Origin of the sequence: Arthrobacter sp. NPDC056727, assembly GCF_042790555.1 — a bacterium.
In the GTDB taxonomy this organism is placed as follows: Bacteria; Actinomycetota; Actinomycetes; order Actinomycetales; family Micrococcaceae; genus Arthrobacter.
This window is the reverse complement of record NZ_JBHTZA010000034.1, coordinates 16,139-42,655: the sequence shown is the minus strand read 5'-3', so window position 1 is coordinate 42,655 and position 26,517 is coordinate 16,139. Positions and strand designations below refer to the sequence as shown.

Here is a 26,517-nt window from a genome sequence, read left to right as displayed (position 1 = left end):
GATGCGGGCCCACTGCCCGTCAGTCAAAACAGAAGTACGAGACACCCAACAAGCATCGCGGCTAAGGAACCCAGGATTTAGGAGACACGCCCTAGCCCGCAGCAGGAACCCCGCGCGCCGGGCGGCGTTCTCTGGCAGAGTATGACCATGCTCACTGTTATCGGCGAAGGCCTAGTTGACGTGGTCCAGCGCAGCTCCGGAATCGAAGCCCACGTGGGCGGCAGCCCGCTCAACGTCGCCGTCGGGCTGGCCCGCCTGGGGCACCCGGTGCAGTTCGTCGGACGGTACGGCCGGGACGCCTACGGTGAGTCGGTGGCCGCCCACCTGAGGGCCAGTTCCGTGATGCTCCCGCTGGCCCCGGACGGGCTCCCCACCAGCGTGGCCACCGCGCTGGTGGACGACGACGGCGGCGCCACCTACACGTTCGACCTCGCCTGGGAGCTCCCCGGCCTGGGCGAACGGCTGCCGTTCATGCTGCAGGGAACCACGCTGCTGCACACCGGCTCCATTGCCACCATGCTGGCGCCCGGCGCCGCGGAGGTGCTGGCCGCCGTCGAACATGCCCACCCGGCGTCGACCATTAGTTTTGACCCAAACTGCCGGCCCAGCATCATCACTGATGCCGATCATGCCCGCCGGCAGGCGGAGAAGTTTGTGACCCTCTCGGACATCGTCAAGGCTTCCGACGAGGACCTCGCCTGGCTCTACCCCGGCGAGGACCCGCTGGAGTCCGCCCGCCGCTGGCTGGAGCTCGGCGGTGCGGAGGGGCCGGCCGTGGTGGTGGTGACGCGCGGCGCGGCCGGGCCGTGGGGGATCACTGCCGCAGGGGAGGCCGAGTTTGCCGCGCCCCGCGTGGAGGTGGCGGATACCGTTGGTGCCGGGGATTCGTTCATGGCGGCGCTGCTGTCCGGCGTGGTGGACCGCGGCCTGGACGGCGCGCAGAACCGGGCGGACCTGCGGGCACTCCCGGTCGAGGGACTCACCGCCCTCCTGGCCCACGCCTCGCGCGCGGCAGCGGTGACCGTGTCCCGTGCCGGCGCCAATCCGCCCACCCGGGCGGAGCTCAACCACATCGAAGCAGCAGCAGAGGAAGCAGAAGTTCCCACCACCTGAGGAGCATTCATGACATCGCCGGGTCCGTTTTCAAACCTGCCGGACGTCCCCACGTTCGGGCTCACCAGCCGGTCATTCCAGGACGGCGAGACCCTTCCGCCGCCGCAGCGCAGCGGCCGCATGCACGCGGGCGGGGCCGACGACTCCCCGCAGCTGAGCTGGAGCGGTGCGCCGGACGGAACCAGGAGCTACGCCGTGACCGTGTTCGATCCCGATGCACCGGGCCCCGGCGGGTTCTGGCACTGGGCGGTCCTCAACATCCCTTCCGACGTCACCTCGCTCGCGGAGGGCGCCGGGGCCGAGGCCGGCCCGCAGCTCCCCACCGGTGGGGTGCAGCTGAAGAACGACGGCGGCTTCCACGGCTACCTGGGGGCGGCCCCGCCGCCCGGTCACGGCCGGCACCGCTACATCATCACCGTCTACGCACTGGATGTCGAGGAACTGCCGGGCGGGGCAGGGGCGAAGCCGGCCGGCCTGGGTTCCGAACTTGCCCGGCATCTGCTGGGCACGGCCACGCTGACGGGCGTCTACCAGCGCTAACCCGCCCCAAAAGAACTATTGACAGGACAAAGCTCGGCTTTTATCCTCGATTTTGTGGAGCGCTCCAAGGGCGCTCGGTCACATCCTCTTCTCCGGCAGTGTTCTCCCGTCGGAAGATGCAGGACGTGGTTTTCCCAACCATCTGGACACGATCGAAGGAGATCACCAGTGAAGAAGTTCTTTTGGCGCCGCGCTGCGGTGGCTGCAGTTGCGATCCCCATGCTGGCCCTGACGGCATGCTCCAGTCAGGGCGGCCGGGTGCCGGAAGGCAACAGCGGGGGCGGCGGAGGCCAGGTGGCCTCGACCCCGCGGATGAAGATCGCCCTGATCACGCACGCCCCGGCAGGCGACACCTTCTGGGACACCGTCCGGAAGGGTGCGGAGGAGGCCGCGGCCAAGGACAATGTGGAGCTGCTCTACACGAACGATCCCGAAGCCGGCCGGCAGGCGCAGCTGATCCAGCAGGCAGTGGATCAGAAAGTGGACGGGATTGCCGTCACCCTGGCCACGCCGGGTGCGCTGAAGGATTCCCTGAAGAAAGCCTCGGACGCCGGCATCCCCATCGTGAGCCTGAACGCCGGTGAGGACGTCTCGAAGGAACTCGGGGCCTTCACGCACTTCGGCTCCAACGAGGAGCTCGCCGGCCAGGCTGTGGGGGAGAAGCTGGCTGCCGGAAACTTCAAGCATCCTGTCTGCGTGATCCAGGCCCAGGGGCATGTGGGGCTGGAGGCGCGTTGCGCGGGCGTGAAGTCCAAGGTTCCGGGAACCGAGATCCTGTACGTGAACGGTGCCGACATGACATCTGTGGAGTCGACGGCGACGGCGAAGCTGCAGGCAGCCAAGGACGCCGACGTCATCATCGGCCTGGGGGCACCCATCACGCTGACCCTGCTGAAGTCCGTGGCCACCGCGGGCAGCTCGGCGAAGGTGGCCTCCTTTGACCTGAACAAGGAGCTGGCCCAGAAGATCGCCGACGGCACGGTGCTGTTCACGGTGGACCAGCAACCCTGGCTCCAGGGTTACGGTTCCGTGGACGCGCTGTGGCAGGTCAAGCGGGGCGGCTTCAAGATTGGCGGCGGGCAGCCCGTGCTGACCGGGCCCACCATCGTTGACAAGTCCAACGCGGCCGACGTCGTGAAGTTCTCCGATCAGGGCATCCGCTAGGGCATCACTCGCCCGCGACGAGGCGCCATGGGGGAGTGGCGAGGTCCACCACCGGCACGGGAACTGACCCTGGACCGACGTACGGGCCCTCGAAGCGGGTGCCGGGGGCGAACCGGGCACTGTTGGAGGCGACCACCTTGCCGGTTTCCGTGATCAGGGCGACGTGCTCGTCGCGGCGCCCCAGGTTGAGCAGGAAGGTGCGCTCGATGGACTCCATCGACAGGTCCGCCCCGGCCACCGCCACGGTCCGCTGGCCGTGCTCCACCGGCCGTGACGCGGTGACGATCTTCATGTCGGCGCCGCCGAAATCGATGTACGGGCCAATGAGTTCGGGCCGGCCGGAGGCGAGCGGCCGCTCGTACCAGGTCATTTCCGTGTAGTCGTAGTAATTGATGGACGCGGGGTTGAGATTGTGGGGGATGAACACCAGCTTTCCCCCAACCAGGCTCCACCACTGGTGCCAGGCGTCGGCGTCGCTGAACAGGCCCCGGGCCACGGAGACGCCGGCGCTGTCCACAAGGCCGTCATGCTTCAGGACGATATCCTCCACGACGGGCCTGAGGGATTCGAGCTTGGTTCTCGACGTTCCGGGCGCCGCGAGAATGTCCGTCGTGGCCTTGTCCAGCACCGCCAGGTCGGCGAAGACGCGCTCGAGGCTCTCGCCCAGGGCGCGGGCGGTCGACTGCAGCACCTCATCGATGGGCTTCACCGCTGATCCGCCAGGTCCGAGGTGAGGATGGCTAGCTTCTGATTGATGATGAGGGCGCCTTCCCGTTCAAAGTGTGCGATGGCGGCGTTCTCGGCCGCTTCAGGGTCGCCCTGCTCGATGGCGTCGAGGAGTGCCTCGTGCTCGGCTACCGCGGCCGTTTGTTCGTCCAGCCAGGCCTGGCCCCAGGTCAGCGGGGACAGCTCGGCGTGGATCTGGATGAGGAGGGAGGTCAGGCGGCGGGACTGCGCCGCCACGCCCAGCCCAATGTGAAGCCGGGCATCCGCCTGGCGCAGCATGTGCTGCTCCGAGCCTGAAGCGAAGCGCCGGGCGAGCTTCCGGAGGCGCCGCACGTCCTGCTCGTCGGAGCGTTTGGATGCCAGCCGTGCCGCTGAGCCGGCCGTCGCGGCGGCGAGGTCGATGAGGTCGCGCAGGTCGTCGCTCTTGTAGCGGCGCAGTTGCTGGGCGATCTCCGCCTCCCGCACCGGGAGTACGCCCGCTACATAGCTTCCTCCGCCGCGGCCCCGGCGGGTGCCCAAGAGGCCCTTGCTCCGCAGCACGGCAAGGGACTGGCGCAGGGTGAGGGGTGAGACGCCCATATGCTCGGCCATGACCGATTCCGGCGGGAGCCGCTCGCCCGGGTTGAGCAGGCCCATTCCGATGGCGCTCTCGAGCTGCAGGGTCACCTGCTCCGCACGGCCGGTGATGTCCTGGCCCTGGGTCCGTACCTGGGCTGCCATTTCCAGGGCACGGAGGGACACGGATCCACCATCATCCCTCACATCATTCGCCATGGGGTCCGGCCCGCTCCTCGTCGCGCAGTCTCAACAGATAACACTAAGTTTTAGACTATCGACTTCTGCCCACCCACTCGACCGTCCCCGGCTGCCGCTAAAAAACGCCCAGGCGTGCCGCCCGGAGGGGAACCCCGCAGTGGGAACCCACACCGAACGGCACGCCTGGGGTTTCGGTTAGTGTGCCTGCAGCGCCGGTTCATCCTTCCCGGCTGATGCTTCAGGCTCTCCGCCGGCCTGGGCCAGCGTCATTCCCTTGGTTTCTTCAGCCATGAACAGGCAGACGAAGAATCCGATGGCGGTCAGTACCGCGGCGACGAGCATGGTGGGGCCAATGCCCCAGTACGCGAGCCCGAACGGCAGCGCGAAGGTGCCTAGGGCCGCACCGATGCGGCTCACTGCCGTGGTGATGCCGACGGCGCTGGCGCGGACATGGGTTGGGAAGATCTCGCTCGGGTAGGCCCACTCGAGGATGCTGGGTCCGCCGGAGAACAGGGCATAGGCAACGAAGCAGCCCACAATGATGGCCACGGGAGCCGACGGGAACAGGCCCAGGATGAACAGCGGGATGGCCATCAGGGCGAAGCACCAGATGATGAGAGGCCGGCGGCCCCAGGATTCGATGAGCTTGAGGGCCGGGATGCAGCCAGCGAGGAACACCATGTCGATAATGACCGAACCGAGGTTGGAGAGGTTGCCTTCACCCATGCCGAAGGCCGAAAGGATCGTCGGCCCGAACGTGAAGATCGCGAACAACGGGCCCACCTGCAGGGCGTAGAACGAACTGCAGAAAACGATGCGCTTGAGGTACGGCCGGCGCAGGAGCACGCGCAGGTCGACCTTCTTCTTGGCCATGGGAGACTCATCAGCCGTTTCAAAGACCACGTGGTCGACGTTCAGCTGGTCCGAGAGGGCGGCACGAAGCGCCAGCTTGGCGTCGGCCTTGCGTCCGTTGTGCAGCAGCCACCGCGGGGACTCCGGCGTCCCCAGGCGCATGAGCATGACGACGGTGCCCAGCACGGCAGCCGTGAGCAGGATCCAGCGCCAGGAACCGGCGCCGAATGCCTCAAAGATCACGTATCCGACGAGGGATGCCAGGGCTGCGCCAAGGAACCAGCCGACCTGCAGGACGCCAAGCATCTGCCCGCGGCGCTTCCGGGGCAGCCACTCTGCAAGGAGCGAGTTGGCAATCGGGTAGTCCGCGCCGATGGCCAGGCCGGCGATGAAGCGCAGAATGATCAGCTGCAGGGAGTCCTGGACGAAGAATTGCAGCACTGACACGATCACCAGCGCCCAGAGGTCAATGGTGTACATGAGCTGCCGGCCGATCCGGTCGGTCAGCGGACCCAGCAGGACAGCGCCAAAAAAGATACCGACCAGCGCCGAGGCCCCGATCAGGCTGGTCTCAAGCTCGGTCGTGTGGAAATCGGCAGAAATGCCCACGAGGGCAATGGCAATGATGCTCAGGATGTAGCCGTCTAGGACCGGCCCTCCCATGCAGGCAGCGACGAGCTTCTTGTGGAAGCGCGTGAACCGGGCTTCGTCAATGGCGACATGTATGTTCATGAATCCTTCTCACCTGGGTGGGGGAATGAGCCCAGCCGCTTCCTGCGGGAAGTAGCGCCGATGCTACGGGCAGGCCGATTGGGCTGGGCCACATCTCGTGCCGGATCTATCGTCGACAGATCAGCAACACTTGATATATCAGGACAGTAGTGTGGGTCCCGTCACAGGTCAATAGAAAAACGTAAATTACGTGGAGCTGATGTAGGTGCTGAATCCGCTGACGTGGTCCGCCATCAGTTTCGAGGCCTTCGCTTCGTCCTTGGCCAGGATCGCCTGGATGACGTCGTCCAGCTCCAGGATGTGCTCCAGGATCAGCGGTCGCCGCTCCAGCATCACGCCCTGGATCCTGGTCCACAGGTTGGCGTAGCGGATGAGGATTTCCTCCATATGCCCGTTTCCGGCTGCCCGGTAAATCAGTTGGTGGACGGCCAGGTCCAGCCGCATGAGGTCGCTTTGGTCCACCGTGGCCGCCTCCAAGGCGCGGATCACCTCTGAATATTTCCCAAAAGTCTGACGGGCGTCCGCACGTGCCTTGCCCGCTGCCATTCCCGCCGCCACAGGCTCCAGCGCCCGCCGCACCTCGGCGATCTCCTCAAGGTCGGCAAGGTCGACTGGCGCGGCGAATGTGCCCTTGCGGGCGTGCGAGACCACCAGGTGGTCATTTTCGAGTCGCTTCAAGGCTGCCCGGATCGGTGTGCGGCCCATCTGCATTTCTTTCGACAGCTGGGTTTCGTTGATCGAGGCGTTGGGGCGGATGCCCAGCATGATGACCCTGTCGGCGATCACCCGGTAGGCCACATCTTCCAGGGACTCATCGCTGCCACCGGTCTTCCCGGCAATCGGGATCTCCAGCATTGAGCCCACCCTTCTCTCCGCCCGCGGAGCGTCCGGCGCGTTTGATCTACATCACAAAGTCACAACTACGATACCCGCGGGCAGGGCGGCCCAGGACAACGCCGGAAGCCTGCCGGCTGGTGCGGGCAGGCTTCCTGCGCCTGTCTGTTGGCGCTCTGGGGTTAGGGGCTGACGAGTGAGGCGCTGAGGGCGGCGTCGGCGTCCTTGAGGACTTTAGCGGCGACTTCGAGGCCTTCGATGCGGCCGAGTTCGACGTCTTCGTGCTCGATGTTGACGAGCATGCCGGGGTCCACTTCATGGAGGGCGCGCAGGAATTCGGTCCAGTAGGCGGTGTCGTGGCCTTTGCCGAGGGCGACGAAGTCCCAGGCGGCGGGCTTGGGCCACTCGTTGGCCCATTCGTCGCCGCCGAGGTTGGTGCGGTTTTCCTCAGGGGAGAGCCGGCGGAAGCGGTTGTCGAGGACGCCGTAGATCGCGGCGGTGTCCTTGTTGACGCGCACGTCCTTGGCGGCGGCGTGGAAGACCAGCGGCCCCAGTTCGCGGACGACGGCGACCGGGTCCATTTGCTGCCAGAACAGGTGCGAGGCGTCCAGTTCCACGCCGACGTGGGTGGCTCCCGTGAGTTCGACAAGCTTGTGGACGTCGGCGGGGTTGAAGACGAGGTTCTGCGGGTGCAGTTCCAGGGCAACCTTGACGCCGTGGCCGGCGGCGAGCCGGTCGGTTTCCTTCCAGAACTTCGCGGCGACGTCCCACTGGTAGTCCAGGACGTCCAGGGCTGCGGAGTTCCAGGCGTTGACGATCCAGTTCGGCACGGTGGCGCCGGGTTCCCCGCCGGGCAGGCCGGACATGGTGACGACGCGGTTCTGTCCGAGGCGGTGGGCCAGGCGGATGGAGCGGCGGATGTCCTCGGCGTGCTTGTCGCCGATCAGGCGGTTGGGGTGCAGCGGGTTGCCGTTGCAGTTCAGGCCTGAAATGGAGACGCCGGTGCCCTCGAAGATGGCCAGGTAGTCGTCGCGGGCGGCATCGCTGTCGAGGATGTCGTCGAAGGTGGGAACGTGCACCGCGGGCAGAAACCCGCCGGAGTTGATCTCGATGCCGGTCAGGCCCAGGTCGGCGATGACCTTCAGGGCCTCCGGAAGCGGGCGGTCGTGCAGGATCGCGTTGTAGACGCCAAGCTTCATAGCGTGATCTTCTTTCCGTTGTTCAGGGCTGATTCGGTGACGGCGGCGAGCAGTTCCATGTTGCGGACGCCTTCGTCGAAGGAGGCGCAGCGGGGCAGGGATTCCGCCTCGCTGAGGCCGGCGACCTCCTCGAGGAACGCGCGCGACTGGTAGGCGAAGGCGTCGTTCTGGCCGAAGCCGACCTCGGGGGCGTCCATGGCAAGGCCGCCGGCGATGTAGGGGTGGCCCGGGCCGAGGATGACCTGGCGGTAGCCGCTCTCGTGGCCGGAGCCGTCATTGAGGAACAGCTGGACCTCACCGGGGCGGCGCTGGTCGAACTTGGCGGAGCCGTTCTCGCAGAAGACCTCGAAGTTGAGGCTGTTCGCGTGCCCGGCGGCGACGCGGGACACTTCGAAGCTGCCTGCGCCGTTTTCGAACTCGGCGGAGAACGCTGCGTAGTCGTCGTTCTCCACGGCCTCGTAGGTGTCGCTGACGGCGGCGTGGTCGTGTCCGATGACGGCGCCCAGCGGCAGGGGCCGCTTGTCGATCGCGGTGCTGAGCCGGCCGCCGCTGATGGACCTGATGTCGCCGCAGAGGAACTCGGAGACGTATGCGAGGTGGCTTCCGACGTCGGCCAGTGCACCAGATCCCGGGCCGCCCTTGTAGCGCCAGCTCATGGGAGCCTCGGGGCTGAAGCCGTAGTCCGTCCAGTAGCGGCCGCTGAAGTGCAGCACCCTGCCCAGGGTTCCGTTCCGGATGAGGTCGCGGATGTAGGCGATGCCCGGGGTGCGGCGGAAGGTGAAACCGATCCGGGCGATGGAGGAGGCGCTGCGGGCGGCGTCTGCCATAGCGCGGGCGTCCTCCAGGGTGTCGCTCAGCGGCTTCTCGCACAGCACGTGCTTGCCGGCGGCCAGGAGGCCCTCCACCACTTCCCGGTGCAGCGAGTTGGCGATGACGACGCTGACCACGTCGATGTCATCGGCCTCCGCGATGGCCTGCCACGAGGTGTCGTTGCGCTCGTAGCCGAAGCGCCGCGCAGCGAGTGAACCGAATTCAGGGTTCACGTCTCCGATGGAGACCAGCCGTACCGGTGGCAGGACGGGGTTGTAGAGGGCGGAGGCGGTACGGAAGGCGGCGGCGTGGGCCTTGCCGGCCATGCCCGCCCCGATGACGGCTACGCCGATATCTTTGGGCACTGGTTTTCTCCTTTGAAACGGGCTTTGCGGGACTCGGCCGCTGTGAATGGGAATGCTAAATGGAGCGCTCCATAAAAACGATAAGGGTCCAACTTTGTCCTGTCAATATCCCAAAATGCGGGGAACATGGGTCACAATGGCAGGGTGACCCAGGAGACCGGCAAACGCCCGAACATTTACGACGTCGCCTCCGCGGCCGGGGTCTCGAAATCCCTGGTCTCGTTGGTCCTGCGCGGTGCCCCCGGCGTCTCCGCCGCCCGCCGGGCCGCCGTCGAGGAGGCCATCCAGCGGCTGAACTACCGGCCCAGCCGCGCAGCGGCCACCCTGGCCGGAAACCGTTCCCGGACCATCGGCGTCGTTCTGGACGACTTCCGGAATCCCTGGTTCGTCGGCTTGCTGGGCGGGCTGCACGACGAACTGGCCCCCCTCGGCTTCCGGGTGGCCGTCGCCGACCCGTCGTTCAATGCCCACCTGGACCGGACGCCGGTGGACGGGTTGTTGTCGCTGCGGGTGGATGGCATTGTGATCGCGACCGAGCCCACGGAAGAGATGTTTGCCGCAGTCGATGTTCCCGCGGTGGTGGCGGGTAACCGCGACGTCGTTGTTCCCGGGGCGGACATTGTTGCCAACGACGACGAGGCCGGCGGCCGGCTCGCCACCGAGCACCTGATCGGGCTGGGGCACACGGAAATCGGGCATGTAACGGGCGGCGGCGGCGCCGCCCGGCTCCGGACGCAGGGACACGAGGCTGCGATGCGCGAACGCGGGCTGCGGCCGCACACCGTCCAGGGCCACGGGGAGACGATGGAGCCGGACGGCTACGCCGGCGGGCTGAAGCTGCTTGATGAAAATCCCGCACTGACGGCGATTTTTGCGGTCAATGATGTAATGGCGATGGGTGTGGCGGCAGCAGCGCGGGACCGGGGGCGCCGCATCCCGGAGGATCTCTCCCTGATCGGTTATGACAACTCGCCGCTGGCGTCGGCGAACCTGCTCCGCCTGACCACCATCGACGGCCGCAACGCCGAGGTGGGCGTCGGGGCCGCGAATTCCCTGCTGGAGCGCATGAAGGATCCGGGACTGCCGGTCCGGACCAAGCTCGTGGACCCGGAGCTGGTGGTCAGAGGCTCGACGGCGCCGCCTGCCTGAGCTGCCTGGATTGCCTGGCCGTACGCAAACGGCGCCCCCGCCCGCGCAGGCGAGGGGCGCCGTCGTTCTTTGGTGCTGTTCTACAGGCTAGAGCGCGCCCTGCGTGCTGGTGCCCGCGGGGATGGCGGCCAGCCGTGTCACTTCCACCGGCTCCGCCAGGAGCCCTTCAAGCGAGGCGTTCAGGCGCTTGACGGGGTCGCCGGCGCCGTGGGCATCGAGGAGTTCGGCACTTTCCCATTTCTCGATCATGACGATCTGGCCGTTCGGTGCCTCGTGGATGGCGTACAGAATGCAGCCCGGCTCCTCGTGCACCTCTGCGATGGCAGGGTTGAGGGCGGCGACGACGTCATCGAAGGCGCCTTCCTTGGGCGTGAACATGGCGGTGACAACTACGGTCATGGTTTTTCCTTTTCTTAGCGGGTTACGGACTTGCTGGCTATGGAGCGGACCGGTGCGGCGCAGCTGCTGCGCGGCACGAAGTCCGCCTGCACTTCGATGGTTCTGGCGCCGGCGGGGAGCCGACCCTGCATCCGTCCGAGGACAAGCTCAAGCGAATGCACCGCGAGCATGCCGATCGGTTGCCGGATCACGCTGAGCGGGGGGCTTGTCAGTTCGGTCCACGGATTGTCGTCAAAGACGATAACCGAGAGGTCGTCGGGGATCCGCACACCCATTTGAACGAGGCGCCGGACCGAGCTTTGCACCTGGGCGGTGTTTGCCACGATCAGTCCGGTGGGGGCGTCGGGGAGCGCAAGGAGGGACCCCACGGCGTCGCCCCCGCCATCGCCGCGGAAGGGAACATCCCGGACCAGCATGGGATCGAGGCTTATCGATGCGCTTTCGAGGGCAGCCCGGTAGCCGCCGATCCGCGAACGCCCGGTGGAGGTGCTGGCTGGTCCGGTAATGAGGGCGATCCGCTCGTGGCCGAGGGCGATGAGGTGGTCGGTTGCGCGCCGGGCCGAGTCGGAGTTTTCGATGCTTACGACGTCGACGTCGCTGAGATCGGCAATGGCGCGGTCGACGAAAACCACGTTGACCCCAAGGTCCCGCAGGCGGTCCCATTTTTCGACGTTTCCGCCCGTTGGCGTGGCAATGACGCCACCCACCGAACGGTCCAGCAGCGTGTCCAGGGATTCGGCCTCAAGGTGCGGGTCCTCCTGGGTGGTCATCACCACCACCTGCACCCCGTGGCTGCGGGCCTCCCACACCACGCGGTCCGCCAATTGGGCGAAAAACGGGTTGGCGAGGTCCGTGACCACCAGGCCGACGGTGAGGGCGTGGCCCGCACTGAGTTCGCGCGCCGCGGCCCGGGGCCGGTACCCGAGTTCATTGATGACACTCAGGACCTGTTCGCGCTTCGCCGGCGCTACGGGTCCGGAATCGGGGTTCAGTACCCGCGACACCACGGACACCGAGACTCCCGCCGCTGCCGCCACATCGCGGATAGTGGGCGCCTTCTTCAATGCTCCTCCTCGTGGCCGGTGGGGTTTACCGACATCTGTTGACACAGCTTAACACTGACTGGTACAAAAGTGGAACCGGTTCCACTCGGTTACCCAGATCACAGAAACTGCGACGAAGAGTTTGCTCCATCCCAGGGTGGACAGCCACCCCTCTTCGATCAGATATCAATCAGAGAGCTTCCCCATGAACCTTCACAAGCTTCTTAGCGACCGCGAGAACCAGGGCCGCCCCATCCGCGTAGGCCTCATCGGCGCCGGCCGGTACGGAACCATGTACCTGGCTCAGGCAAACAACATCCCGGGCATCCATGTTGTTGCCATCGCCGACATCAATGTGAAGCGGGCAGAAGGCGCCTTCGAGCTGGTGGGATGGCCGAAAGACCAGATCGCCCCTGACATCGCCACCGCCCTGAAGAACCGCTCCACCACCATCGTGGCCAACGCGGACGAGCTGTTCGACGTCGACATCGATGTGATCGTCGAAGCCACCGGCAACCCGATCGTCGGCGTGAAGCACGCGCTGCGGGCGATCGAAACGAAGAAGCACATCATCATGGTCACGGTCGAGGCCGACGCCCTGGCCGGCCCGGCCCTCGCCAAGCGCGCGGAGGAGGCCGGCGTCGTCTATTCGATGGCGTACGGCGACCAGCCCGCGCTCATCATGGAACTGGTGGACTGGGCCCGGACCAGCGGCTTCGACGTGGTGTGTGCGGGCAAGGGCGCCAAGTACCTCGAGCACTACCACGAGATGAACCCGGACAACGTGTGGGAAAACTGGGAGTTCTCCAAGGAGCTCACCGACTCCGGCCAGCTCAACCCGTACATGCACACCTCCTTCCGTGACGGCACCAAGGCCTCCATCGAAATGGCAGCCGTCGCCAACGGTGCCGGCCTTACGCCGTCGGACAACGGCCTGAGCTTCACCCCGGGTGACGTCGAAGAGATCGCGACCATCTGCCGCCCGGCCGACGTCGGGGGAGCCCTGGCCCATGAGGGCAGCGTCGACGTCATGTCCAGCGTCAACCGCGATGGCAGCTGGATCAGCCACAACACCCAGGAAGGCGTGTTCGTCGTCGTGAAGGCCACGAACGGCTACGTCTCCGGCTGCTTCAACGAGTACCCGTGGCACCCGGACCCCACCGGCCAGTACGCAGCGCTGTACCGCCCGTACCACTACGTGGGCCTCGAACTGAACATGTCCATCGCCAATGCAGCCCTTCGCGGCATCGCCACCGGCTCGCCCGTTGGCTTCTTCGGCGACGTCGTTGCCACCGCCAAGAAGGACCTGAAGGCCGGCGAATTCCTCGACGGCGAGGGCGGCTTTACCGTGTGGGGCAAGCTCGTCTCGGCCAAGCACTCGGTGGAGATTGGCGCCCTGCCGGTAGCCCTGGCCCACCACGTCGAGCTGCGTGCCGACATCGCCAAGGGCGCCACCGTCCGGTGGGAGGACGTCATCATGGACGAATCCCTGTCCCAGGCCCTTGAGCTGCGCCGCGAAACGGAAGCGCTCGTCGCCGAAGCCGCCCTGAGCGCCTAATTCACCAAGCAATTCACAAGACTCCTTCCAATGAAGAAAGGCATCACATGAACACCAAGACCCGCGCCCTCACCGGAGTGCTGGCCACCACCCTCGCCGCCACGCTCCTCGCCGGATGCGCTTCCGGAGCCCCGGGCGCCGGCGCACCGGTGGCCAAGATCCAGCTGTCCATCCCGGACCCGCTGACCTCCTCGGTGGGCGTCTCCGCCCAGCACTTCGCCGACCAGGTGAAGAAGACCTCCAACGGCTCCGTGGTTGTCACCGTGGTGCCCAACGGAACGAGCTTCAGCGGGGACCAGAACGCCGCCGTCACCAGGCTGCAGGGCGGGTCCCTGGACGCGCTGATCCTGTCCACGTCGGTGTACGCCTCGGTGGTCCCCGAAATGAACGCCATCAGCATCCCCTACCTCTTTGATGACACGAAGGAAGAGGCAGCGTTCCTGGCAGGAAAGCCCGGCGACGTGCTGAAGGAAAAGCTCAAGGAGAAGAACACGGTCGCGCTGTCCTTCCTCACCAGGACCGGCCGCCAGATCACCAACTCCGAACGGCCCATCGAGCAGCCCTCTGACCTCAAGGGCCTGAAGATTCGCGTTCCCGGCAACCCGCTGTGGACCGACTTCTTCGGCAAGCTGGGCGCCAGCCCCACCACCATGGCCTTCTCCGAGGTGTTCACCGGCCTGCAGACCGGAACCATCGACGGACAGGAAAACCCGATCGAGGTGCCATGGACCAACAAGTTCTCCGAGGTCCAGAAGTACGTCTCGCTGACGCACCACATCAACGACGCCTGGGTCCTGGCCCTGTCCTCGAAGAAGTGGGATTCGCTCAACGAGGACCAGAAGAAGATCCTGACGGACGCCTCGGCCGAGACGGCCACCTTCAAGACCGAATACGACGCCGAGCAGTCGGAAAAGCAGTTGGCCGAACTTACCGCCAAGGGCATGAAGGCCAACGAGCCCACCGCCGCCGGCATTGAGCAGTTCAAGGCCGTCTCCAAGAGCCTCTACCCGGACTTCTCGAAGCTGATCGGCAAGGAATTCTTCGATCAGGCGATTGCCGCCGCCAAGTAAGACCCTTTGAGGGCCGGGGCGCACTCCGACGCCCCGGCCCTCAGCCCCGCATCCCGAACTCAGCATCCCGCTCTCAACGTTGACAGTCTGGAAGAACATGGAACATACACTCGCCCCCAAGGACCTCGAAGAGGTGCTCCCGTCTGACGCGGAAGAGATCCTCCACCACGGGCACGTCGCACCGCGCTGGAGCGGTGCCATCTGGCTGGACAAGGCCCTGGAATGGACAGTGGGCGCGGCAATCCTCGCCGAGCTCGTGGTTATCCTGCTGAACATCATGGTCAGGGTGGTCACGGGCGATTCTGTGCTGTGGACCCAGGAAGTCTCTGAAATAGCGCTCCTGACCATCGCCTTCATCGGCGGTGCGATCGCCTATCCCAAGGGTGCGCACATGGCCGTCCAGGCCCTGATCATGCGGCTTCCGGCCAGCTGGAAGCCCTACCTGGCGGCCCTCGTCGACTGCCTCGTCTTCGTCATGAGTGCGGGTGCCTTTGCGCTCTTCGTTCCAACCCTCGTCCAGCAGCTCGAGGAAAAGACGCCCATCCTGCAGCTGCCGGTGTTCTGGGTCTCGCTGCCCTTCTCAGTCGGTATGGTGCTTATCGCCTGGTTTGCTGTGCTGAAGCTCTGGCGGCAGCCGCGCCGCGCCGTCCTGGTCGGCGCGGGAATCACCGCCGCCCTGGCCGCCGCCGTTGTCCTGTCCCAGCCATTGTTCTACTACGCCTCGCCCAACGTCCTCCTCGGCGTGGTCCTGGTTGCCCTGTTCGCCCTGCTGTTCCTTGGCCTGCCCATCGCGTTCGTCCTCGCCCTGGCTTCCGGGATCTATCTGTACCTGGGCGGGATCTCCGAGGTCAGCGCCATCCCGATCGGCATGGCCTCGGGGGCCAAGGGCTTCGTGTTGCTGGCCATCCCGTTCTTCATCCTCGCCGGAACCGTCATGAACTCCGCCGGCCTGACCCTGCCGCTCGCCAAGCTGGTGGACGCCCTCATCGGGCACCTGCGGGGCGGCCTGCTTCAGGTGGTCGTCGTGACCATGTACATCTTCTCCGGCATCTCCGGGTCCAAGGTTGCGGACGTCGCCGCCGTGGGCACCACCATGCGCGGCATGCTCGAGGAACGAAAGTACCCCCGCGGCGAGGTGGTGGCGGTACTGTCCGCCTCGGCCATCATGGGTGAGACCATCCCGCCGAGCATCGTCCTGCTCATCATGGGCTCCATCACCACCATTTCCACCACCACGCTGTTCCTCGCCGGCTTCGTTCCGGCTGCCTTCCTGGCCCTTGTGGTCATGGCGCTCGTCTTCCTCCGCGCCAAGAAGCAGGGTGGCGTCTCCAGCCCCAAGGCCACCTGGCGTGCGCGCGGCTCCGCCACGTTCTTCGCCATCCCCACGCTGCTGCTTCCGGTGGGCATGGTGGTTGGCATCCTGAGCGGGTTCGCCACCCCCACCGAGGTGTCCTCGGTCGCCGTCGCCTATGCCTTTGTTCTTGCCGCGGCCTACCGGCGCGGCAGCAAGCGGCTGCTGGGCGATACGCTGCGGGAAACGACGACGACGGCGGGCATGGTTCTGTTCATCATCGCTGCCGCGTCGCCGCTGGCCCAGACGCTTGCCCTCGCCGGTGTGTCCCAGCAGATCCACGACCTCATGTCCGGCCTGGGCGACTCACCCATCCTCTTCATGCTTTTCACCGTGGTGCTGCTGATCATCATGGGGCAGCTGCTGGAGGGCCTGCCCGCCGTCCTGATCTTCGCGCCCCTGCTCCTGCCCATCGCCACGGAATTCGGTGTCAACCCGGTGCAGTACGCCATGGTGCTCATCATCTCCATGGGCATCGGCTCCTTCGCCCCGCCCGCCGGCGTCGGCTTCTACGTCGCCTGCGCAACCGGCCTCGAGACCGTGGAAAAGAGCCTGAAGCATTTCTGGCCGTACCTCATCGCCGTGTTCATCGGGCTGCTGGTGCTGGCCGCCGTTCCGTGGTTCAGTACCTTCCTGCCCGCCATGGCCGGACTCATTCCCTTCTAACGGACTGCCCTTCAAAGGAACATGAGCACAGTGACAGACACACAGAACCCCATCCCGGGCGCACCCACGTCCGTTGCCCTGCTGGGCACAGGACCCATGGGTGCCCCGATCGCCAGGAACATCCTTGCCGGCGGCGTTCCCCTCAAGCTCTGGAACCGCACCGCGGAAAAGGCCAGGGCCATCGAAGGGGGACAGGTAGCTGCCACCCCGGCCGAGGCCGCCGCTGAGGTTGTCCTGACCGTCCTGCCGGATCTGCCCCAGGTCGCAGCCCTTCTGTCCGGCGAGCACGGGCTGCTGTCCGGGTGGCGGGCGGCCGGTATCGAGGAACCGGTGCTGGTGGTTCACGGAACGGTTTCCCCCGTGGCTGTTGCCGAGTTCGCCGAGGACTGCCGCCGCCGGCACGGGGTCACGGTGGTGGACGCGCCGCTCAGTGGCGGGACCATCGGTGCCGAGGAAGGCCGGCTGAGCACCATGGTGGGAGGACCCGCCGACGTTGTGAAGCGCCTCCTGCCGCTCTTCGGGCTCTACAGTTCCACCGTGGTCCGGTTCGGTGAAACCGGCGCGGGGTCCACGGTCAAGGCGTGCAACCAGATCGTCGTCTCCGCAACCGTCACGGCCCTGGCCGAAGCGATGGCGGTGGCGACTGCCAGCGGGCTCGACCCCGGGAAGGTGCAGTCCATCCTGGCCGGCGGGCTGGCGAATTCGGAGGTGCTCCGGCAGAAGGGCCAGCGCTGGATCGACGGGGACTTCGAAGGGGGCGGCTCTGCGAAAAACCAGCTGAAGGACCTGAACTTCATCGCCGAGATCGCAAAGGACAGAGGCCTGAAGCTGCCCCTCTCCGCCAGCGTGCGCGGCGCCTTTGAGCTCATGATCGATGCGGGCGACGGCGAGTTGGACCATACCGGGATCTACCGGACGGTCCTCGGGCGGTCAGAATAGGCCAGCTGGCTCAGGCTGCTCCGGGCACTTTTAGGAGTCCGTGAGGCGCCGGGCGTGCGCGGCCTCGGACGGGTCGAGTTCGCCGGCGCCGCTGCTCAGGAACGTCCAGCGGCTGGTACGGCCGTCCGGGCCGGTGAGGCTTCCTTGGCGGAGGGCGCTGTCGATGCGGCTCCGGACAACGGCTTCATTCGCCGGTTCTGTTGCGAAGATGATCCGCAGGCTGACCGTGTCCCCGTTCCGCTCGTGCCGGGTGTGATGCGGCGCGAGCGGGCAGGGCGGCGGGTGGTCCCAGCTTCCGCACAGCTCAAGGGTCACTGCGGCACCCAAGGCGTCAAGGTCGCCGTCGGCCTCCATCTCCACGGTGGACTGATGGACGAATGCCCCACGCACGGCGTCATTCTCCGTCCTGTGCCGCGAGGTGCTCGAGCAGGGCGTCGAGGATCGGAAGCTGGCCCTTGACCAGCTTGCGGCGGGCTTCGGATTCGCTGATCCACTCGGCGCGGTCGATCTCGGGGAACTCCTGGATGGTTCCGGACCCCTTGGGCCACTCCAGCGGAAAGGTGTTGCTCAGGATTTTCTCGGGTGCGAAGGCGGATTCGGCCGTGAATGCGGTGATGAGCTTGCCCGAGGGCTGCCGGAAGGTGCCCAGCAGCAGGTAGTCCGCGGAAGGTGCCGGGACTCCCATTTCCTCGGCAAACTCACGCTGCGCCGCCGCCAGCGGATCCTCTTCTTCAAGGTACTCGCCCTTGGGAATGGACCAGGCGTGCTGGTCCTTGCGCTCCCAGAAGGGGCCGCCCATGTGGGCGATCCACACTTCCACTTCCGCCCCGCTGTTCAGCCGATACAGCAGGAGGCCTGCACTCCTGACCGCCATGATGCCCTCCTGCCCCAAGGCTACCGTTTCGACGGGCTCAACCAGCGGCCGTCCTTCATCACGGCGGCCACCTCGAGCTCCGGGTCGAGCACCACCAGGTCCGCCATAAGCCCGGCCTCAATCCGGCCGACGCCGGAGAGCCCCAGCATGTCCGCCGGGTTTTGGCTCGCCGCTCGGACGGCGTCGGCGACCGGGATGCCGGCCTCCCGGACGGCGTGCCGTACCGCAGCATCCAGCGTGAGGATGCTGCCGGCGATGGTGCCGTCGCTGACGAGGCGTGCCTCGCCGTCGGACACCCGGACGTCCAGCCCGCCCAGCTGGTACGTACCTTCCTGGGCGCAGGCCGCCGCCATGGCATCGGTGACGAACACCGCCCTCGCCGGGCTGGCGGCAATGAAGCGGACCAGCGACGGGTGGAGGTGGACGCCGTCGGCGATCACCTCGGCAAACACCGCGGGATCCTCCAGCAGGGCCAGGGCAGGGCCGGGTTCCCGGTGGTGCAGCGGCCGCATCGCGTTGAACACGTGCGTGCCGGCGGTGGCTCCCGCGGTGATCGCCTGCCGGGCAAGGCCGTAGCCGGCGCCCGTGTGGCCGATCGCTGCGACGGCACCGTAGCCGGTGATCTGCCGGATGGCGGCCAGGCCACCTTCCAGTTCCGGCGCGATCGTGACCATCCTGACGGTGTCCCGGCCGGCCAGCATCAGGCGGTCGACGGCGGCCGGTTCCGGCGCGAGCAGCAGTTCCTCCGCGTGGGCGCCCCGGTGCTCGGGGCTGAGCCAGGGGCCCTCCAGATGGATCCCGGCCAGGACGCCCTGCTCCACCAGGGACGCCAAAGCGGCCACCGCCTTTTCAAGCTCCGCGAGCGGGGCGGTCACCAGGCTGGCCATCAGCGTGGTGGTGCCGTGCGAGCGGTGCACCGCGGCGATCCGGACCGCGGCGGCAGCGGGATCAGCGTCATTGAAGCTGAAACCGCCGCCGCCGTGGATGTGGGCGTCCACGAAGCCGGGCGCGAGGGTGGCATCCGGGAAGTCTGTGTCGGGCTCCCGGTCCGGCAGGCCCGGGCCGACGGCGGTGATCCGGCCGCCGTCGGTCTCCACCCAGCCGGGCTCCAGCACGGTGTCCGGCAGGATGACCCGGGAAGCAGAAATAAGCGTCGGACTCACCAGGTTTCCGTGATCTTGCGCAGGCCGCGCGGCGCATCAGGGTCCCGGCGGCGGGCTGACGCCATGGCATGTGCCAGACGCTGCAGGGGCATGATTTCCAGGACCGGCGCGAGCTGCTCGTGGACAGCGGGCAACGGCACCACGTGGTTCCCCGGGCGGGCGGCACCGGCGTCTCCCACCAGGCAGACGTCGGCGCCGCGTTCGGCCAGGCGGTCCAGCACAGGGTGCAGGGCGCGGCCGCCGGCGCCAGGCGAGGCGACGGCGATGACCGGCCGGTCGGCGTCGATCATCGCGAACGGCCCATGCAGCAGGTCCGCCCCGGAGAAGGCGTGCGCGGCCAGGTAGGACGTTTCCATCAGTTTCAGTGCCGCCTCCCGTGCGGTGGGGTAGGAGAAGCCGCGGCCCGTCGTGATGATGTGGTTCACGAACCTGTAGCGGTCTGCCACCTCCAGTATCTCCGGCCGGGCCAGCACATCCGCCGCATGACGCGGCAGGTCCGCCGCTTCCGCGCCGTTCCCTCCCGCCCACGCGTCGATGAGCAGCCAAAGTGCCAGCAGCTGCGACGTGTAGCTCTTGGTGGCGGCCACGGCGCGCTCCGGTCCGGCCAGGATGTCGAGGTGGTGCCGGGAGGCAGCAGCCAGCGGCGAGGACGGGGCATTCGTAACGGCGACGGTCAGGGCGCCGCCACGGGCGGCCGCGGCCGTGGAGTCTACCAGGTCCGGCGAGCCGCCGGACTGGCTGACCGCCAGCCACAGCACCCCGTCCATCTTCGGTTCGGCACCGTACACGGTGAGGCTCGACGGCGACGCCAGCCCGGCCGGCAGCCCCAGCACCGTCTCGATGAGGTACTTCGCGTACAGGGCGGCGTGGTCGCTGGTGCCGCGCGCCGCCAGGAGGACGTACCGGATGTCCGCGTCGCGGAGGATGCCGGCCAGCCGGGCGATGTCCGGGCGGCCGTGCTCGAGCAGCCGGGCCAGCGCCTCCGGCTGTTCCAGGATTTCGGCGGCCATCAGGGCTCCGGGTACAGAAGAGCCGGGGACCGGGGCGACGGGCGGGGGCGTGGCGGCGGTGGTGTTGCTGTTCACGGTCGTGGTGTGGAGGGCGGTCATGGGTCTCCTTGAATGGGGTCAGGCGGGGGTGTACTGAGTGAAGGGGGATCAGGCGGGGACTTTGGGGACTGGGCGGAGTGGCTCGCCCGTCAGCTGGCGGGCGAGCTCCACGGCACCCCAGGCCGGGGCGCGGTCCAGCACCCGGATATCGGTGAGGCCGTTGGCTGCCAGCAGTTCCCGCACGCGGGCGGCAAGCGAGGGCTGGTTCACCAGCATTCCGCCGGCCAGCAGGACCGGTGCGCCTTCCGAGAGGGTGCCCAGCCGCCGGTTCACCGTCAGGGCCAGGCCGGCGAGGCGGCGGGCGGCGTCGTCGGCGATGGCTGCGCTCGCAGCGTCGGAGGCGGCCAGGGCAAACACGGTTCCGGCCAGTCCGGCCCAGTACCGGCGCTCCGGCCTGCTGTAGAACAGGTCCAGCAGGTCTGAGGGTTGCGTGGCTCCGGTCTGCGACAGCAGTTGGGCGGTCAGTGGTCCGGCGGGCAGGCCCTGGTCGGACTCCTCGAGGGCATTGCGGACCGCGCTGCGGGCGACGGCGTAGCCGCTGCCTTCGTCGCCGAGCAGGTAGCCCCAGCCGCCGGCGCGGGCTTCCCGGCCGTCACTGGCCTTCGCCCAGGCAGCGGAGCCGGTGCCGGAAATGAGGACGGTGCCCGCCGTGAGGCCTCCGGCCACGAGGATGATCCGGGTGTCATGGTCCACGTGGATCCGGGCTCCGGGGAACCGGCGGGAGAGCAGGGCGGTCAGCCGTTCCCGGGCCGCCGGCGTGTCCGCTCCCGCGGCGCCGGCAAAAACGGCCTGGATTCCGTGGTCGGCAGGCTCCCCGATGCCAAGCCGGGTTGCCAGGTCGTCGAGTGCCGCGGCGGCTTCGTGTTCGCCGACGGAGGCGATGTTGGCGCTGCCCACCGTGCATTCGGCGAGCTGCCGCGCAACTGTTGTGCCGCCGTCGTCCTTAACAACAGTGTCCATCACAGCTTCGGCCAGGATCGCGTGGGTCTTGGAGCCGCCGATATCCAAACCCAGAACACGGCCGGGAACGTGCGGCATCACTTGGCCGCCGGCGTGCTGCCGCTGCTGCTGGAATTGCCGGTGGCTTCCGGCCAGCGGGCGCCGTTTTCCCAGTAGTGGCGGATTTCCTCGAGGTTCCGGCCCTTGGTTTCGGGGGCCAGGCGGTGGACGAAGACGAAGCCGGCGATGGCCAGCGCACCGAACACCGCGAACGTCCCGGCGCCGCCCAGCCGCTGCAGCATGGTCAGGAAGAAGGCTGCCACGATCACGTTGGCCACGAGGTCCGAAGTCAGCATGGCGCTGGCGCCCAGGGACCGCAGCCGGGCGGGGAACGACTCGCCGGCGTAGACCCAGACCAGCGCCCCGAAGCCGAAGGTGAAGCCGACGGTGAACAGCAGGACCCCGAAGAAGCCGACCACGGTCAGGATTCCGCCGAAGTCGCGTCCGGCCATGAAGACGCCCACCAGGATGGCGTTGGCCGCGATCATCATGCCGATGCCGCCGAGCAGGATGGGGCGCCGGCCTACCCGGTCCACCAGGGACAGCGAGACGAATACCGCCACCAGCGAAGCGGCCTGGACCAGTGCGGGCAGCAGCAGGAGGGCGGCGTTGCCGGTGAAGCCCATGGCCTCGAAGATCCGGGGGCTGTAATAAACCACGGCGTTGATGCCGGTGATCTGGATGAAGAAGCCCAGCCCGACGACGAACACGGTCGCCTTCAGGTACGGGGAGCGGAGCATCTCGCGCAGGCCGCCGCCGCGCTCTTCGCTGATGGCGCGGTGCATGTCCGCGAGTTCGGCGTCGACGTCGGCATCGGGTTCGATCGAGCTGAGGGTGCGGCGGGCCTCTTCGGTGCGTCCGCGCATCATGTACCAGCGGGCCGTGTCGGGGAGGCGGAGGGTGACGGCGAGGACCGCCAGGGCGGGCACGGCGGCAAGGCCCAGCATCAGCCGCCAGTTTTCAGTGGCGGACAGGACGTAGGCGGCGAGGTAGCCAATGATGATGCCGATGACGGTGGCCACCTGGTACGCCACGAGCAGGGCTCCGCGCACCTTTGGCGGTGCTGATTCCGCCACGAAGACGGGCACCACCACCACGGAAATGCCGATGGTCAGGCCCAGCAGCAGCCGGGCGACGAGCAGCATGGGCACATCAGCGGCGAGGGCGCTGAGCACCGCGAAGGCTGCATACGCTCCGGCCACGCCCACCATGCAGGCCTTGCGGCCCACCTTGTTGGCGAGCCAGCCGCCGAGGACGGCGCCCAGGACTTCACCGACGACGACGGCGGTGGTCACCAGCTCCTGTTGGCTGGTGGAGAGCTGGAACTCCTTGGTGATGAACAGCAGGGCGCCGGCGATATTCGACAGGTCGTAGCCGTAGATTATGCCGATGGTGGCGGCGGTGCCGCCGACCAGAAGGCCGAGGCGGGGCGTCTGGCGCAGGTCTTGCAGGAACGACATCTTTGGGTCCTTGGAAGTGTGATGGGGATGGGTTTGGGTTCGCAGAATTGGTGTAAACCAATTTCCATTATTTTGGCCTAGACCAATTTTCGTGTCAATAGGTACCATCAGATTCATGGAAACCTCCGCGGCCGCTGCCCTGCCCAAGTACTACGTACTCAAGGAGCAGATCCTCACCCTGATCGAGGACGCGGCGCCCGGAACGCTGATCCCTACCGAACGCGCGCTCGCCGAGCAGTACGGAACCTCCCGCACCACCGTCCGGCAGGCCATCGGCGAGCTGGTGGCAGAGGGCCGCCTGGACCGGACGCAGGGGCGGGGCACCTATGTGGCGCCGCCGAAGGTGACCCACGTCCGCCAGCTCACCTCCTTTTCCGACGACGCCGCGAGCCAGGGGCACACGGCTGCGGCCCGGATCGTGGACGTGAGCGTGCTTCCGGCCGACCCGTCCACCGCGCGTCGACTGGCGGTGGAACCCGGGACGGACATTCACCGCGTGGAGCGGATCAGGCTGGTGGACGGCGAGCCGCTGGCGCATGAGATTGCCTTCCTTGCCGGGCCGCTGCCGGAGCTCGCGCGGGCCGTCGCGGAGCGCGGTTCCCTGTACGCCGCCCTGCGCGAGGACTACGGAATTCCGATCACCGAGGTGGAGGACACCGTGGAGACGAAGCTGGCCGGACCTGCCGAGGTGCAGCTCCTCGACGTCGAAATGGGAGCTCCCATGCTGCTGGTGCACCGGCTCGGCATTACCTCGGACGGGCGGCCGGTGGAGTGGACCGAGTCAGTTTTCAGGGGGGACAGGTTCCGCTTCGTCGCGCGCATGCACGTCTAGGGACGGCGGTTTGTTACTTCCAGCGGCGGAAGATGAAGCACTGTTGCGCTGCACGACGGCGGGTGTCGCCGGGCATTGTGAAGCAAGTTACCGGGTGGTTGTGTAAGTCCATAATCACGACGGGGCGGCGTAACGCCCTCCCTGAATCGAGGGGGACATGATCACAGCTTTGGTTCACAGAATCCGGACGCAATGCAGCGCGGAGCTGAACACCTTCCGCAGCCAGGTTCATGCCCTGGCGCGGCAGGACATCGGTGCCGGCGGCCTGGATGCGGCAGCCACCACCATGGCCCGCCGGCCGTGCCTGGCCACCCCTGGAGTTTCGGTGGACATCGTCGGCTTCACCTGCCCCCGTCCCTCCGCCGGGAAACCTTCGGTGCGGGTTGCCGTGTCCATGAGCCTGCAGCCCGGCCGGATGGCCTCCGCTGTCCACTGGGAGGAGGCCCACGCCTGGGCCGGAGCAGTGGCCGAAGGGGAATGGGTTGCCGCCGAATACGTCGGAAGCCAGGAGAGCCCGGACGGAATGGTCTTTCACTACACCCTGAAAAACGCGGACGACCCCGCCGCTGTGCCCGAGTATTCTGCGGAGTATCCGATCCCGACGTATTCGGCGGTTTCGGCCGCGCACTGACAGAACGCAAGACAAAGGATCCGGCGGGAATGTTCCCGCCGGATCCTTTTGTATGCCTTGCTCCTGCTTGATTACTCCTTGCCCAGTCCTGCGGCAGAGGTCTTTTCGCCGGTGACGGCGTTCAGTTTGGTCAGGTCGAAGATGCCGCTGATGTCGGCCTGCTTGGTGGTTCCGGCATCAACGCCGTCCTGCAGCAGCTTCTTGAACGCGCCGGCCAGCGGGTCCACTGTGAACACGATGTTCTTCAGCGAACGGTCAATGACGTCCTGCGAGAGCGCCTTGCCGGCCGCTTCCTTCAGGGCGGCGTTCACTTCCGTGGCCTTCTCTGTGGCCGGGGTGTCGTTGAGCCACTTCACGGCCTCGACGTGGCCCTTGAGCAGGGCTTCGACGGTCTGCGGGTGCTCGGCGGCGAACTTCTTGTTCACGATCAGGATGGTGGTGGGGAACTCGCCGGGCTTGCCCGTCAGCGAGCCGTCCCACAGGTCCTTCTCATCCACCAGGACCTTCGCCCCGGCCTGGAGCACCAAACGCGAGGCCCACGGCTCAGGCAACCACGCGCCGTCGAGCTTGCCGTTTTGGAACAGCTTCAGGGTCTGGGCGTTCTCAGTGGGGTTGATGGCAACGTCGCCGCTGCCGTCGGTGTTGGTCTTGTAGCCCTGCTTGCCGAGCCAGGCGCGCAGCGCCACGTCCTGGGTGCCGCCGAGCTGCGGGGAGGCGAGGGTCTTGCCCTTCAGATCCGCTGCGGTCTTGATTTCCGGCTTCACCACCAACTGCGCGCCGCCGGACGCTGCGCCGGCGATGATGCTGATGGATTCGCCCTTGCTCTTGACGAAGGAGTTGATGGCCGGGTTCGGGCCGATGTAGGTGGCGTCGATCGCGCCGGCGTTGAGCGCCTCGATCGCAGCCGGGCCGGCGTTGAACACCTGCGTGCTGAGCTTGGTGTCGCCGAGCTCCTTGGCGATGAAGCCCTTCTGGACGCCGACCAGTGCGGTGGCGTGGGTGATGTTCCCGAAGTAGCCCAGCTTCAGCTCGGCCGCGGGGCTGGTGGCGGCGGCCGCGCTGGCGGTGTTCGGGGCGGAGCTGTTGGCGGCGGTGGTGGCGACGGCGACGCCTGCTCCCAGGACGGCCAGGATGCCGGCGGCGATGCCGATCTTGAGCCCGCTGGGGCGCTTGCGGCCGCTGGGCTGGCCCGCGGCAATCCGGGTGGAGCCCGGGTTCTGGTCTGAAGAAGACATGATGTTTTCCTTTTGCATGATGGAGCGGAGGGGATGGCGCTGAGCGTTGGATTGAGATTACGGAGGCCCCTCCGGCGGCCACAATGGCTGCCGACGCAGGCGTTCACCCGGCGTCGCAATGGGTCATCCTCCCGGTCTTATGGCTTCACCGGGAGTCTCGGAACGTCAAAAAACCGGGCTAAATGCCCTCAGGTATGGACTTAAGCGTCTCCAGCACCGAGGACAGGAGGCGCTGCTGCCGGCCCCAGACCGGATCGAGCAGTTCGATGTACCAGGAATCGGCCAGCAGGAGGGCAAGGGCTTCGTTGGCTTCGTGCGCCCAGTCCTGGATCTGCTCGGATTCGACCGGAATTTCGCTGCTTCCCAAAACGGTGACCACCTCGCCGTCGTGCTGTGTGACCGGAACGGAGGCCTGGCTGACCTCGCCCGGCGCGTGGGCGATGGCGATGAGTTCCGTCTCGGCCGACAGCCGCAGCAGGCGGCCGGCCGAGGCCGCGGAGCAGAAGCCGGTGACGTACTCGCGCTGCGCGTGCCCGGCGTCGGGGCCGAGGCCGGGCTGGGACTCCTTGGTGAACAGTCCGTTGCGGTTGAGCTCGGCCAGCTGGCCGGCAATGGGAAGGGTCTCGTCATCGAAGCGCGGGGCGAGCGTGCCGGGCTGGTATTGGCTGGTGCCTTCGAGCCAGCGCGCGGTGAGTTCACCGGCGGCGGGGAGGGTGGCCGCCTGGCGCCAGACTTCCCGGTCTGCCAGGAGCCGGCCGTAGTTGTCACGTTCGGTGGTGAATTGATCGCTCATACTCGATGCTAGGCGCCGTTCACGGATGACCGGCAGGGTGAATGACGCCTTCGAACGCAGTGTTAATCGCGGTTACGCCGTGTATCTTCCGGTTTCCCGGCGCTTTGACCGCCGCTTTTTTGCTGCCGGATAGTTGCTGCCACAACCTTTCTCTC

Annotated in this window: 26 protein-coding genes; 10 read left to right on the top strand and 16 right to left on the bottom strand. The window is 67.0% G+C overall.

Translation table 11 applies throughout. The features are described 5' to 3' along the window. The first annotated feature begins 147 nt into the window (after positions 1-147). From ACFRAH_RS22580 to ACFRAH_RS22570, 3 genes are all read left to right on the top strand, one after another. Entirely contained in the window at positions 148-1,113 is a 966-nt protein-coding gene (locus ACFRAH_RS22580) for a carbohydrate kinase (protein WP_377993142.1), read from the top strand. 9 nt (positions 1,114-1,122) lie between these two features. Further along, a complete protein-coding gene (locus ACFRAH_RS22575) occupies positions 1,123-1,653 on the top strand; it encodes a YbhB/YbcL family Raf kinase inhibitor-like protein (RefSeq protein WP_377993141.1) in 531 nt (176 codons plus the stop codon). Positions 1,654-1,821: 168 nt separating this feature from the next. Next, a complete protein-coding gene (locus tag ACFRAH_RS22570) occupies positions 1,822-2,817 on the top strand; it encodes a substrate-binding domain-containing protein (protein ID WP_377993140.1) in 996 nt (331 codons plus the stop codon). 4 nt (positions 2,818-2,821) lie between these two features. On the opposite strand, the gene ACFRAH_RS22565 is transcribed toward ACFRAH_RS22570, so the two are convergent. From ACFRAH_RS22565 to ACFRAH_RS22540, 6 genes are all read right to left on the bottom strand, one after another. Then, entirely contained in the window at positions 2,822-3,526 is a 705-nt protein-coding gene (locus ACFRAH_RS22565; RefSeq protein ID WP_377993139.1) for a cache domain-containing protein, read from the bottom strand. Then, on the bottom strand, positions 3,523-4,317 hold the full coding sequence (locus ACFRAH_RS22560; protein WP_377993138.1) for a FadR/GntR family transcriptional regulator: 795 nt from the start codon (positions 4,315-4,317) through the stop codon (positions 3,523-3,525). Before ACFRAH_RS22560 ends, ACFRAH_RS22565 begins: the two co-directional genes overlap by 4 nt. 177 nt (positions 4,318-4,494) lie before the next feature. Beyond that, positions 4,495-5,883 carry an MFS transporter gene (locus ACFRAH_RS22555; RefSeq protein WP_377993137.1) on the bottom strand — a complete coding sequence of 463 codons (1,389 nt, stop codon included), beginning with the start codon at positions 5,881-5,883 and terminating at the stop codon, positions 4,495-4,497. Between the two features lie 186 nt (positions 5,884-6,069). Then, a complete protein-coding gene (locus ACFRAH_RS22550) occupies positions 6,070-6,738 on the bottom strand; it encodes a GntR family transcriptional regulator (RefSeq protein ID WP_377993136.1) in 669 nt (222 codons plus the stop codon). Between the two features lie 161 nt (positions 6,739-6,899). Next, positions 6,900-7,916 (bottom strand): sugar phosphate isomerase/epimerase family protein, encoded by a 1,017-nt coding sequence (locus tag ACFRAH_RS22545; protein ID WP_377993135.1) that lies wholly within the window; start codon positions 7,914-7,916, stop codon positions 6,900-6,902. Further along, positions 7,913-9,091 carry a Gfo/Idh/MocA family protein gene (locus ACFRAH_RS22540; RefSeq protein ID WP_377993134.1) on the bottom strand — a complete coding sequence of 393 codons (1,179 nt, stop codon included), beginning with the start codon at positions 9,089-9,091 and terminating at the stop codon, positions 7,913-7,915. The genes ACFRAH_RS22545 and ACFRAH_RS22540 overlap by 4 nt, the downstream gene beginning before the upstream one ends. Before the next feature lie 144 nt (positions 9,092-9,235). Here ACFRAH_RS22540 and ACFRAH_RS22535 point away from each other — a divergent pair, with 144 nt between their 5' ends. Further along, a complete protein-coding gene (locus ACFRAH_RS22535) occupies positions 9,236-10,240 on the top strand; it encodes a LacI family DNA-binding transcriptional regulator (protein ID WP_377993133.1) in 1,005 nt (334 codons plus the stop codon). An 87-nt stretch (positions 10,241-10,327) separates the two neighbouring features. On the opposite strand, the gene ACFRAH_RS22530 is transcribed toward ACFRAH_RS22535, so the two are convergent. Together ACFRAH_RS22530 and ACFRAH_RS22525 are read right to left on the bottom strand one after the other, a co-directional pair. Continuing rightward, positions 10,328-10,639 carry a putative quinol monooxygenase gene (locus ACFRAH_RS22530; protein WP_377993132.1) on the bottom strand — a complete coding sequence of 104 codons (312 nt, stop codon included), beginning with the start codon at positions 10,637-10,639 and terminating at the stop codon, positions 10,328-10,330. Positions 10,640-10,653: 14 nt separating this feature from the next. Then, entirely contained in the window at positions 10,654-11,703 is a 1,050-nt protein-coding gene (locus tag ACFRAH_RS22525) for a LacI family DNA-binding transcriptional regulator (protein WP_377993131.1), read from the bottom strand. A gap of 184 nt (positions 11,704-11,887) precedes the next feature. On the opposite strand from ACFRAH_RS22525, the gene ACFRAH_RS22520 reads away from it, so the two are divergent. The 4 genes from ACFRAH_RS22520 (at position 11,888) to ACFRAH_RS22505 (ending at position 17,266) form a co-directional block, all read left to right on the top strand. Continuing rightward, positions 11,888-13,240 carry an NAD(P)H-dependent oxidoreductase gene (locus ACFRAH_RS22520; RefSeq protein WP_377993130.1) on the top strand — a complete coding sequence of 451 codons (1,353 nt, stop codon included), beginning with the start codon at positions 11,888-11,890 and terminating at the stop codon, positions 13,238-13,240. A 47-nt stretch (positions 13,241-13,287) separates the two neighbouring features. Continuing rightward, a complete protein-coding gene (locus ACFRAH_RS22515; protein WP_377993129.1) occupies positions 13,288-14,310 on the top strand; it encodes a DctP family TRAP transporter solute-binding subunit in 1,023 nt (340 codons plus the stop codon). A 97-nt stretch (positions 14,311-14,407) separates the two neighbouring features. Next, the gene (locus tag ACFRAH_RS22510; protein ID WP_377993128.1) at positions 14,408-16,327 is read left to right on the top strand and encodes a TRAP transporter large permease subunit; all 1,920 of its coding nucleotides are present in this window, start codon (positions 14,408-14,410) and stop codon (positions 16,325-16,327) included. A gap of 21 nt (positions 16,328-16,348) precedes the next feature. Then, entirely contained in the window at positions 16,349-17,266 is a 918-nt protein-coding gene (locus ACFRAH_RS22505; protein WP_377993127.1) for an NAD(P)-dependent oxidoreductase, read from the top strand. Positions 17,267-17,296: 30 nt separating this feature from the next. On the opposite strand, the gene ACFRAH_RS22500 is transcribed toward ACFRAH_RS22505, so the two are convergent. From ACFRAH_RS22500 to ACFRAH_RS22475, 6 genes are read right to left on the bottom strand one after another with little or no spacing between them, the layout of a single operon-like run. Next, on the bottom strand, positions 17,297-17,656 hold the full coding sequence (locus tag ACFRAH_RS22500; protein ID WP_377993126.1) for a hypothetical protein: 360 nt from the start codon (positions 17,654-17,656) through the stop codon (positions 17,297-17,299). 4 nt (positions 17,657-17,660) lie between these two features. Beyond that, positions 17,661-18,140, bottom strand: coding sequence for an NUDIX domain-containing protein (locus ACFRAH_RS22495; protein ID WP_377993125.1), 480 nt, complete (start codon positions 18,138-18,140; stop codon positions 17,661-17,663). Between the two features lie 20 nt (positions 18,141-18,160). After that, positions 18,161-19,303, bottom strand: a complete 1,143-nt coding sequence (gene nagA / locus ACFRAH_RS22490) for an N-acetylglucosamine-6-phosphate deacetylase (RefSeq protein ID WP_377993124.1) — start codon at positions 19,301-19,303, stop codon at positions 18,161-18,163. Beyond that, positions 19,300-20,412 (bottom strand): SIS domain-containing protein, encoded by a 1,113-nt coding sequence (locus ACFRAH_RS22485; protein ID WP_377993123.1) that lies wholly within the window; start codon positions 20,410-20,412, stop codon positions 19,300-19,302. Before ACFRAH_RS22485 ends, nagA begins: the two co-directional genes overlap by 4 nt. A gap of 48 nt (positions 20,413-20,460) precedes the next feature. Beyond that, positions 20,461-21,450: an N-acetylglucosamine kinase gene (locus ACFRAH_RS22480; protein ID WP_377993122.1), complete on the bottom strand. Its 990-nt coding sequence runs from the start codon at positions 21,448-21,450 to the stop codon at positions 20,461-20,463. After that, positions 21,450-22,871, bottom strand: coding sequence for a sugar porter family MFS transporter (locus tag ACFRAH_RS22475; RefSeq protein ID WP_377993121.1), 1,422 nt, complete (start codon positions 22,869-22,871; stop codon positions 21,450-21,452). Before ACFRAH_RS22475 ends, ACFRAH_RS22480 begins: the two co-directional genes overlap by 1 nt. A gap of 115 nt (positions 22,872-22,986) precedes the next feature. On the opposite strand from ACFRAH_RS22475, the gene ACFRAH_RS22470 reads away from it, so the two are divergent. Both ACFRAH_RS22470 and ACFRAH_RS22465 read left to right on the top strand, forming a co-directional pair. Next, positions 22,987-23,703, top strand: coding sequence for a GntR family transcriptional regulator (locus tag ACFRAH_RS22470; protein WP_377993120.1), 717 nt, complete (start codon positions 22,987-22,989; stop codon positions 23,701-23,703). A 157-nt stretch (positions 23,704-23,860) separates the two neighbouring features. Beyond that, positions 23,861-24,334 (top strand): hypothetical protein, encoded by a 474-nt coding sequence (locus ACFRAH_RS22465; RefSeq protein ID WP_377993119.1) that lies wholly within the window; start codon positions 23,861-23,863, stop codon positions 24,332-24,334. Between the two features lie 71 nt (positions 24,335-24,405). Here the strand turns inward: ACFRAH_RS22465 and ACFRAH_RS22460 are convergent, their stop codons facing one another. Together ACFRAH_RS22460 and ACFRAH_RS22455 are read right to left on the bottom strand one after the other, a co-directional pair. Next, the gene (locus ACFRAH_RS22460; RefSeq protein WP_377993118.1) at positions 24,406-25,569 is read right to left on the bottom strand and encodes an ABC transporter substrate-binding protein; all 1,164 of its coding nucleotides are present in this window, start codon (positions 25,567-25,569) and stop codon (positions 24,406-24,408) included. A 178-nt stretch (positions 25,570-25,747) separates the two neighbouring features. Further along, on the bottom strand, positions 25,748-26,362 hold the full coding sequence (locus ACFRAH_RS22455) for a DUF6919 domain-containing protein (RefSeq protein WP_377993117.1): 615 nt from the start codon (positions 26,360-26,362) through the stop codon (positions 25,748-25,750). Between the last annotated feature and the right edge of the window lie 155 nt (positions 26,363-26,517).

Coding starts and splice junctions, on each gene's coding strand:
- ACFRAH_RS22580 (WP_377993142.1), top strand. CDS start 148: ATGCTCACTGTTATCGGCGAAGGCCTAGTTGACGTGGTCCAGCGCAGC.
- ACFRAH_RS22575 (WP_377993141.1), top strand. CDS start 1,123: ATGACATCGCCGGGTCCGTTTTCAAACCTGCCGGACGTCCCCACGTTC.
- ACFRAH_RS22560 (WP_377993138.1), bottom strand. CDS start 4,317: ATGGCGAATGATGTGAGGGATGATGGTGGATCCGTGTCCCTCCGTGCC.
- ACFRAH_RS22555 (WP_377993137.1), bottom strand. CDS start 5,883: ATGAACATACATGTCGCCATTGACGAAGCCCGGTTCACGCGCTTCCAC.
- ACFRAH_RS22550 (WP_377993136.1), bottom strand. CDS start 6,738: ATGCTGGAGATCCCGATTGCCGGGAAGACCGGTGGCAGCGATGAGTCC.
- ACFRAH_RS22545 (WP_377993135.1), bottom strand. CDS start 7,916: ATGAAGCTTGGCGTCTACAACGCGATCCTGCACGACCGCCCGCTTCCG.
- ACFRAH_RS22530 (WP_377993132.1), bottom strand. CDS start 10,639: ATGACCGTAGTTGTCACCGCCATGTTCACGCCCAAGGAAGGCGCCTTC.
- ACFRAH_RS22520 (WP_377993130.1), top strand. CDS start 11,888: ATGAACCTTCACAAGCTTCTTAGCGACCGCGAGAACCAGGGCCGCCCC.
- ACFRAH_RS22515 (WP_377993129.1), top strand. CDS start 13,288: ATGAACACCAAGACCCGCGCCCTCACCGGAGTGCTGGCCACCACCCTC.
- ACFRAH_RS22510 (WP_377993128.1), top strand. CDS start 14,408: ATGGAACATACACTCGCCCCCAAGGACCTCGAAGAGGTGCTCCCGTCT.
- ACFRAH_RS22505 (WP_377993127.1), top strand. CDS start 16,349: ATGAGCACAGTGACAGACACACAGAACCCCATCCCGGGCGCACCCACG.
- ACFRAH_RS22495 (WP_377993125.1), bottom strand. CDS start 18,140: ATGGCGGTCAGGAGTGCAGGCCTCCTGCTGTATCGGCTGAACAGCGGG.
- ACFRAH_RS22485 (WP_377993123.1), bottom strand. CDS start 20,412: ATGACCGCCCTCCACACCACGACCGTGAACAGCAACACCACCGCCGCC.
- ACFRAH_RS22480 (WP_377993122.1), bottom strand. CDS start 21,450: ATGCCGCACGTTCCCGGCCGTGTTCTGGGTTTGGATATCGGCGGCTCC.
- ACFRAH_RS22475 (WP_377993121.1), bottom strand. CDS start 22,871: ATGTCGTTCCTGCAAGACCTGCGCCAGACGCCCCGCCTCGGCCTTCTG.
- ACFRAH_RS22470 (WP_377993120.1), top strand. CDS start 22,987: ATGGAAACCTCCGCGGCCGCTGCCCTGCCCAAGTACTACGTACTCAAG.
- ACFRAH_RS22465 (WP_377993119.1), top strand. CDS start 23,861: ATGATCACAGCTTTGGTTCACAGAATCCGGACGCAATGCAGCGCGGAG.
- ACFRAH_RS22460 (WP_377993118.1), bottom strand. CDS start 25,569: ATGTCTTCTTCAGACCAGAACCCGGGCTCCACCCGGATTGCCGCGGGC.
- ACFRAH_RS22455 (WP_377993117.1), bottom strand. CDS start 26,362: ATGAGCGATCAATTCACCACCGAACGTGACAACTACGGCCGGCTCCTG.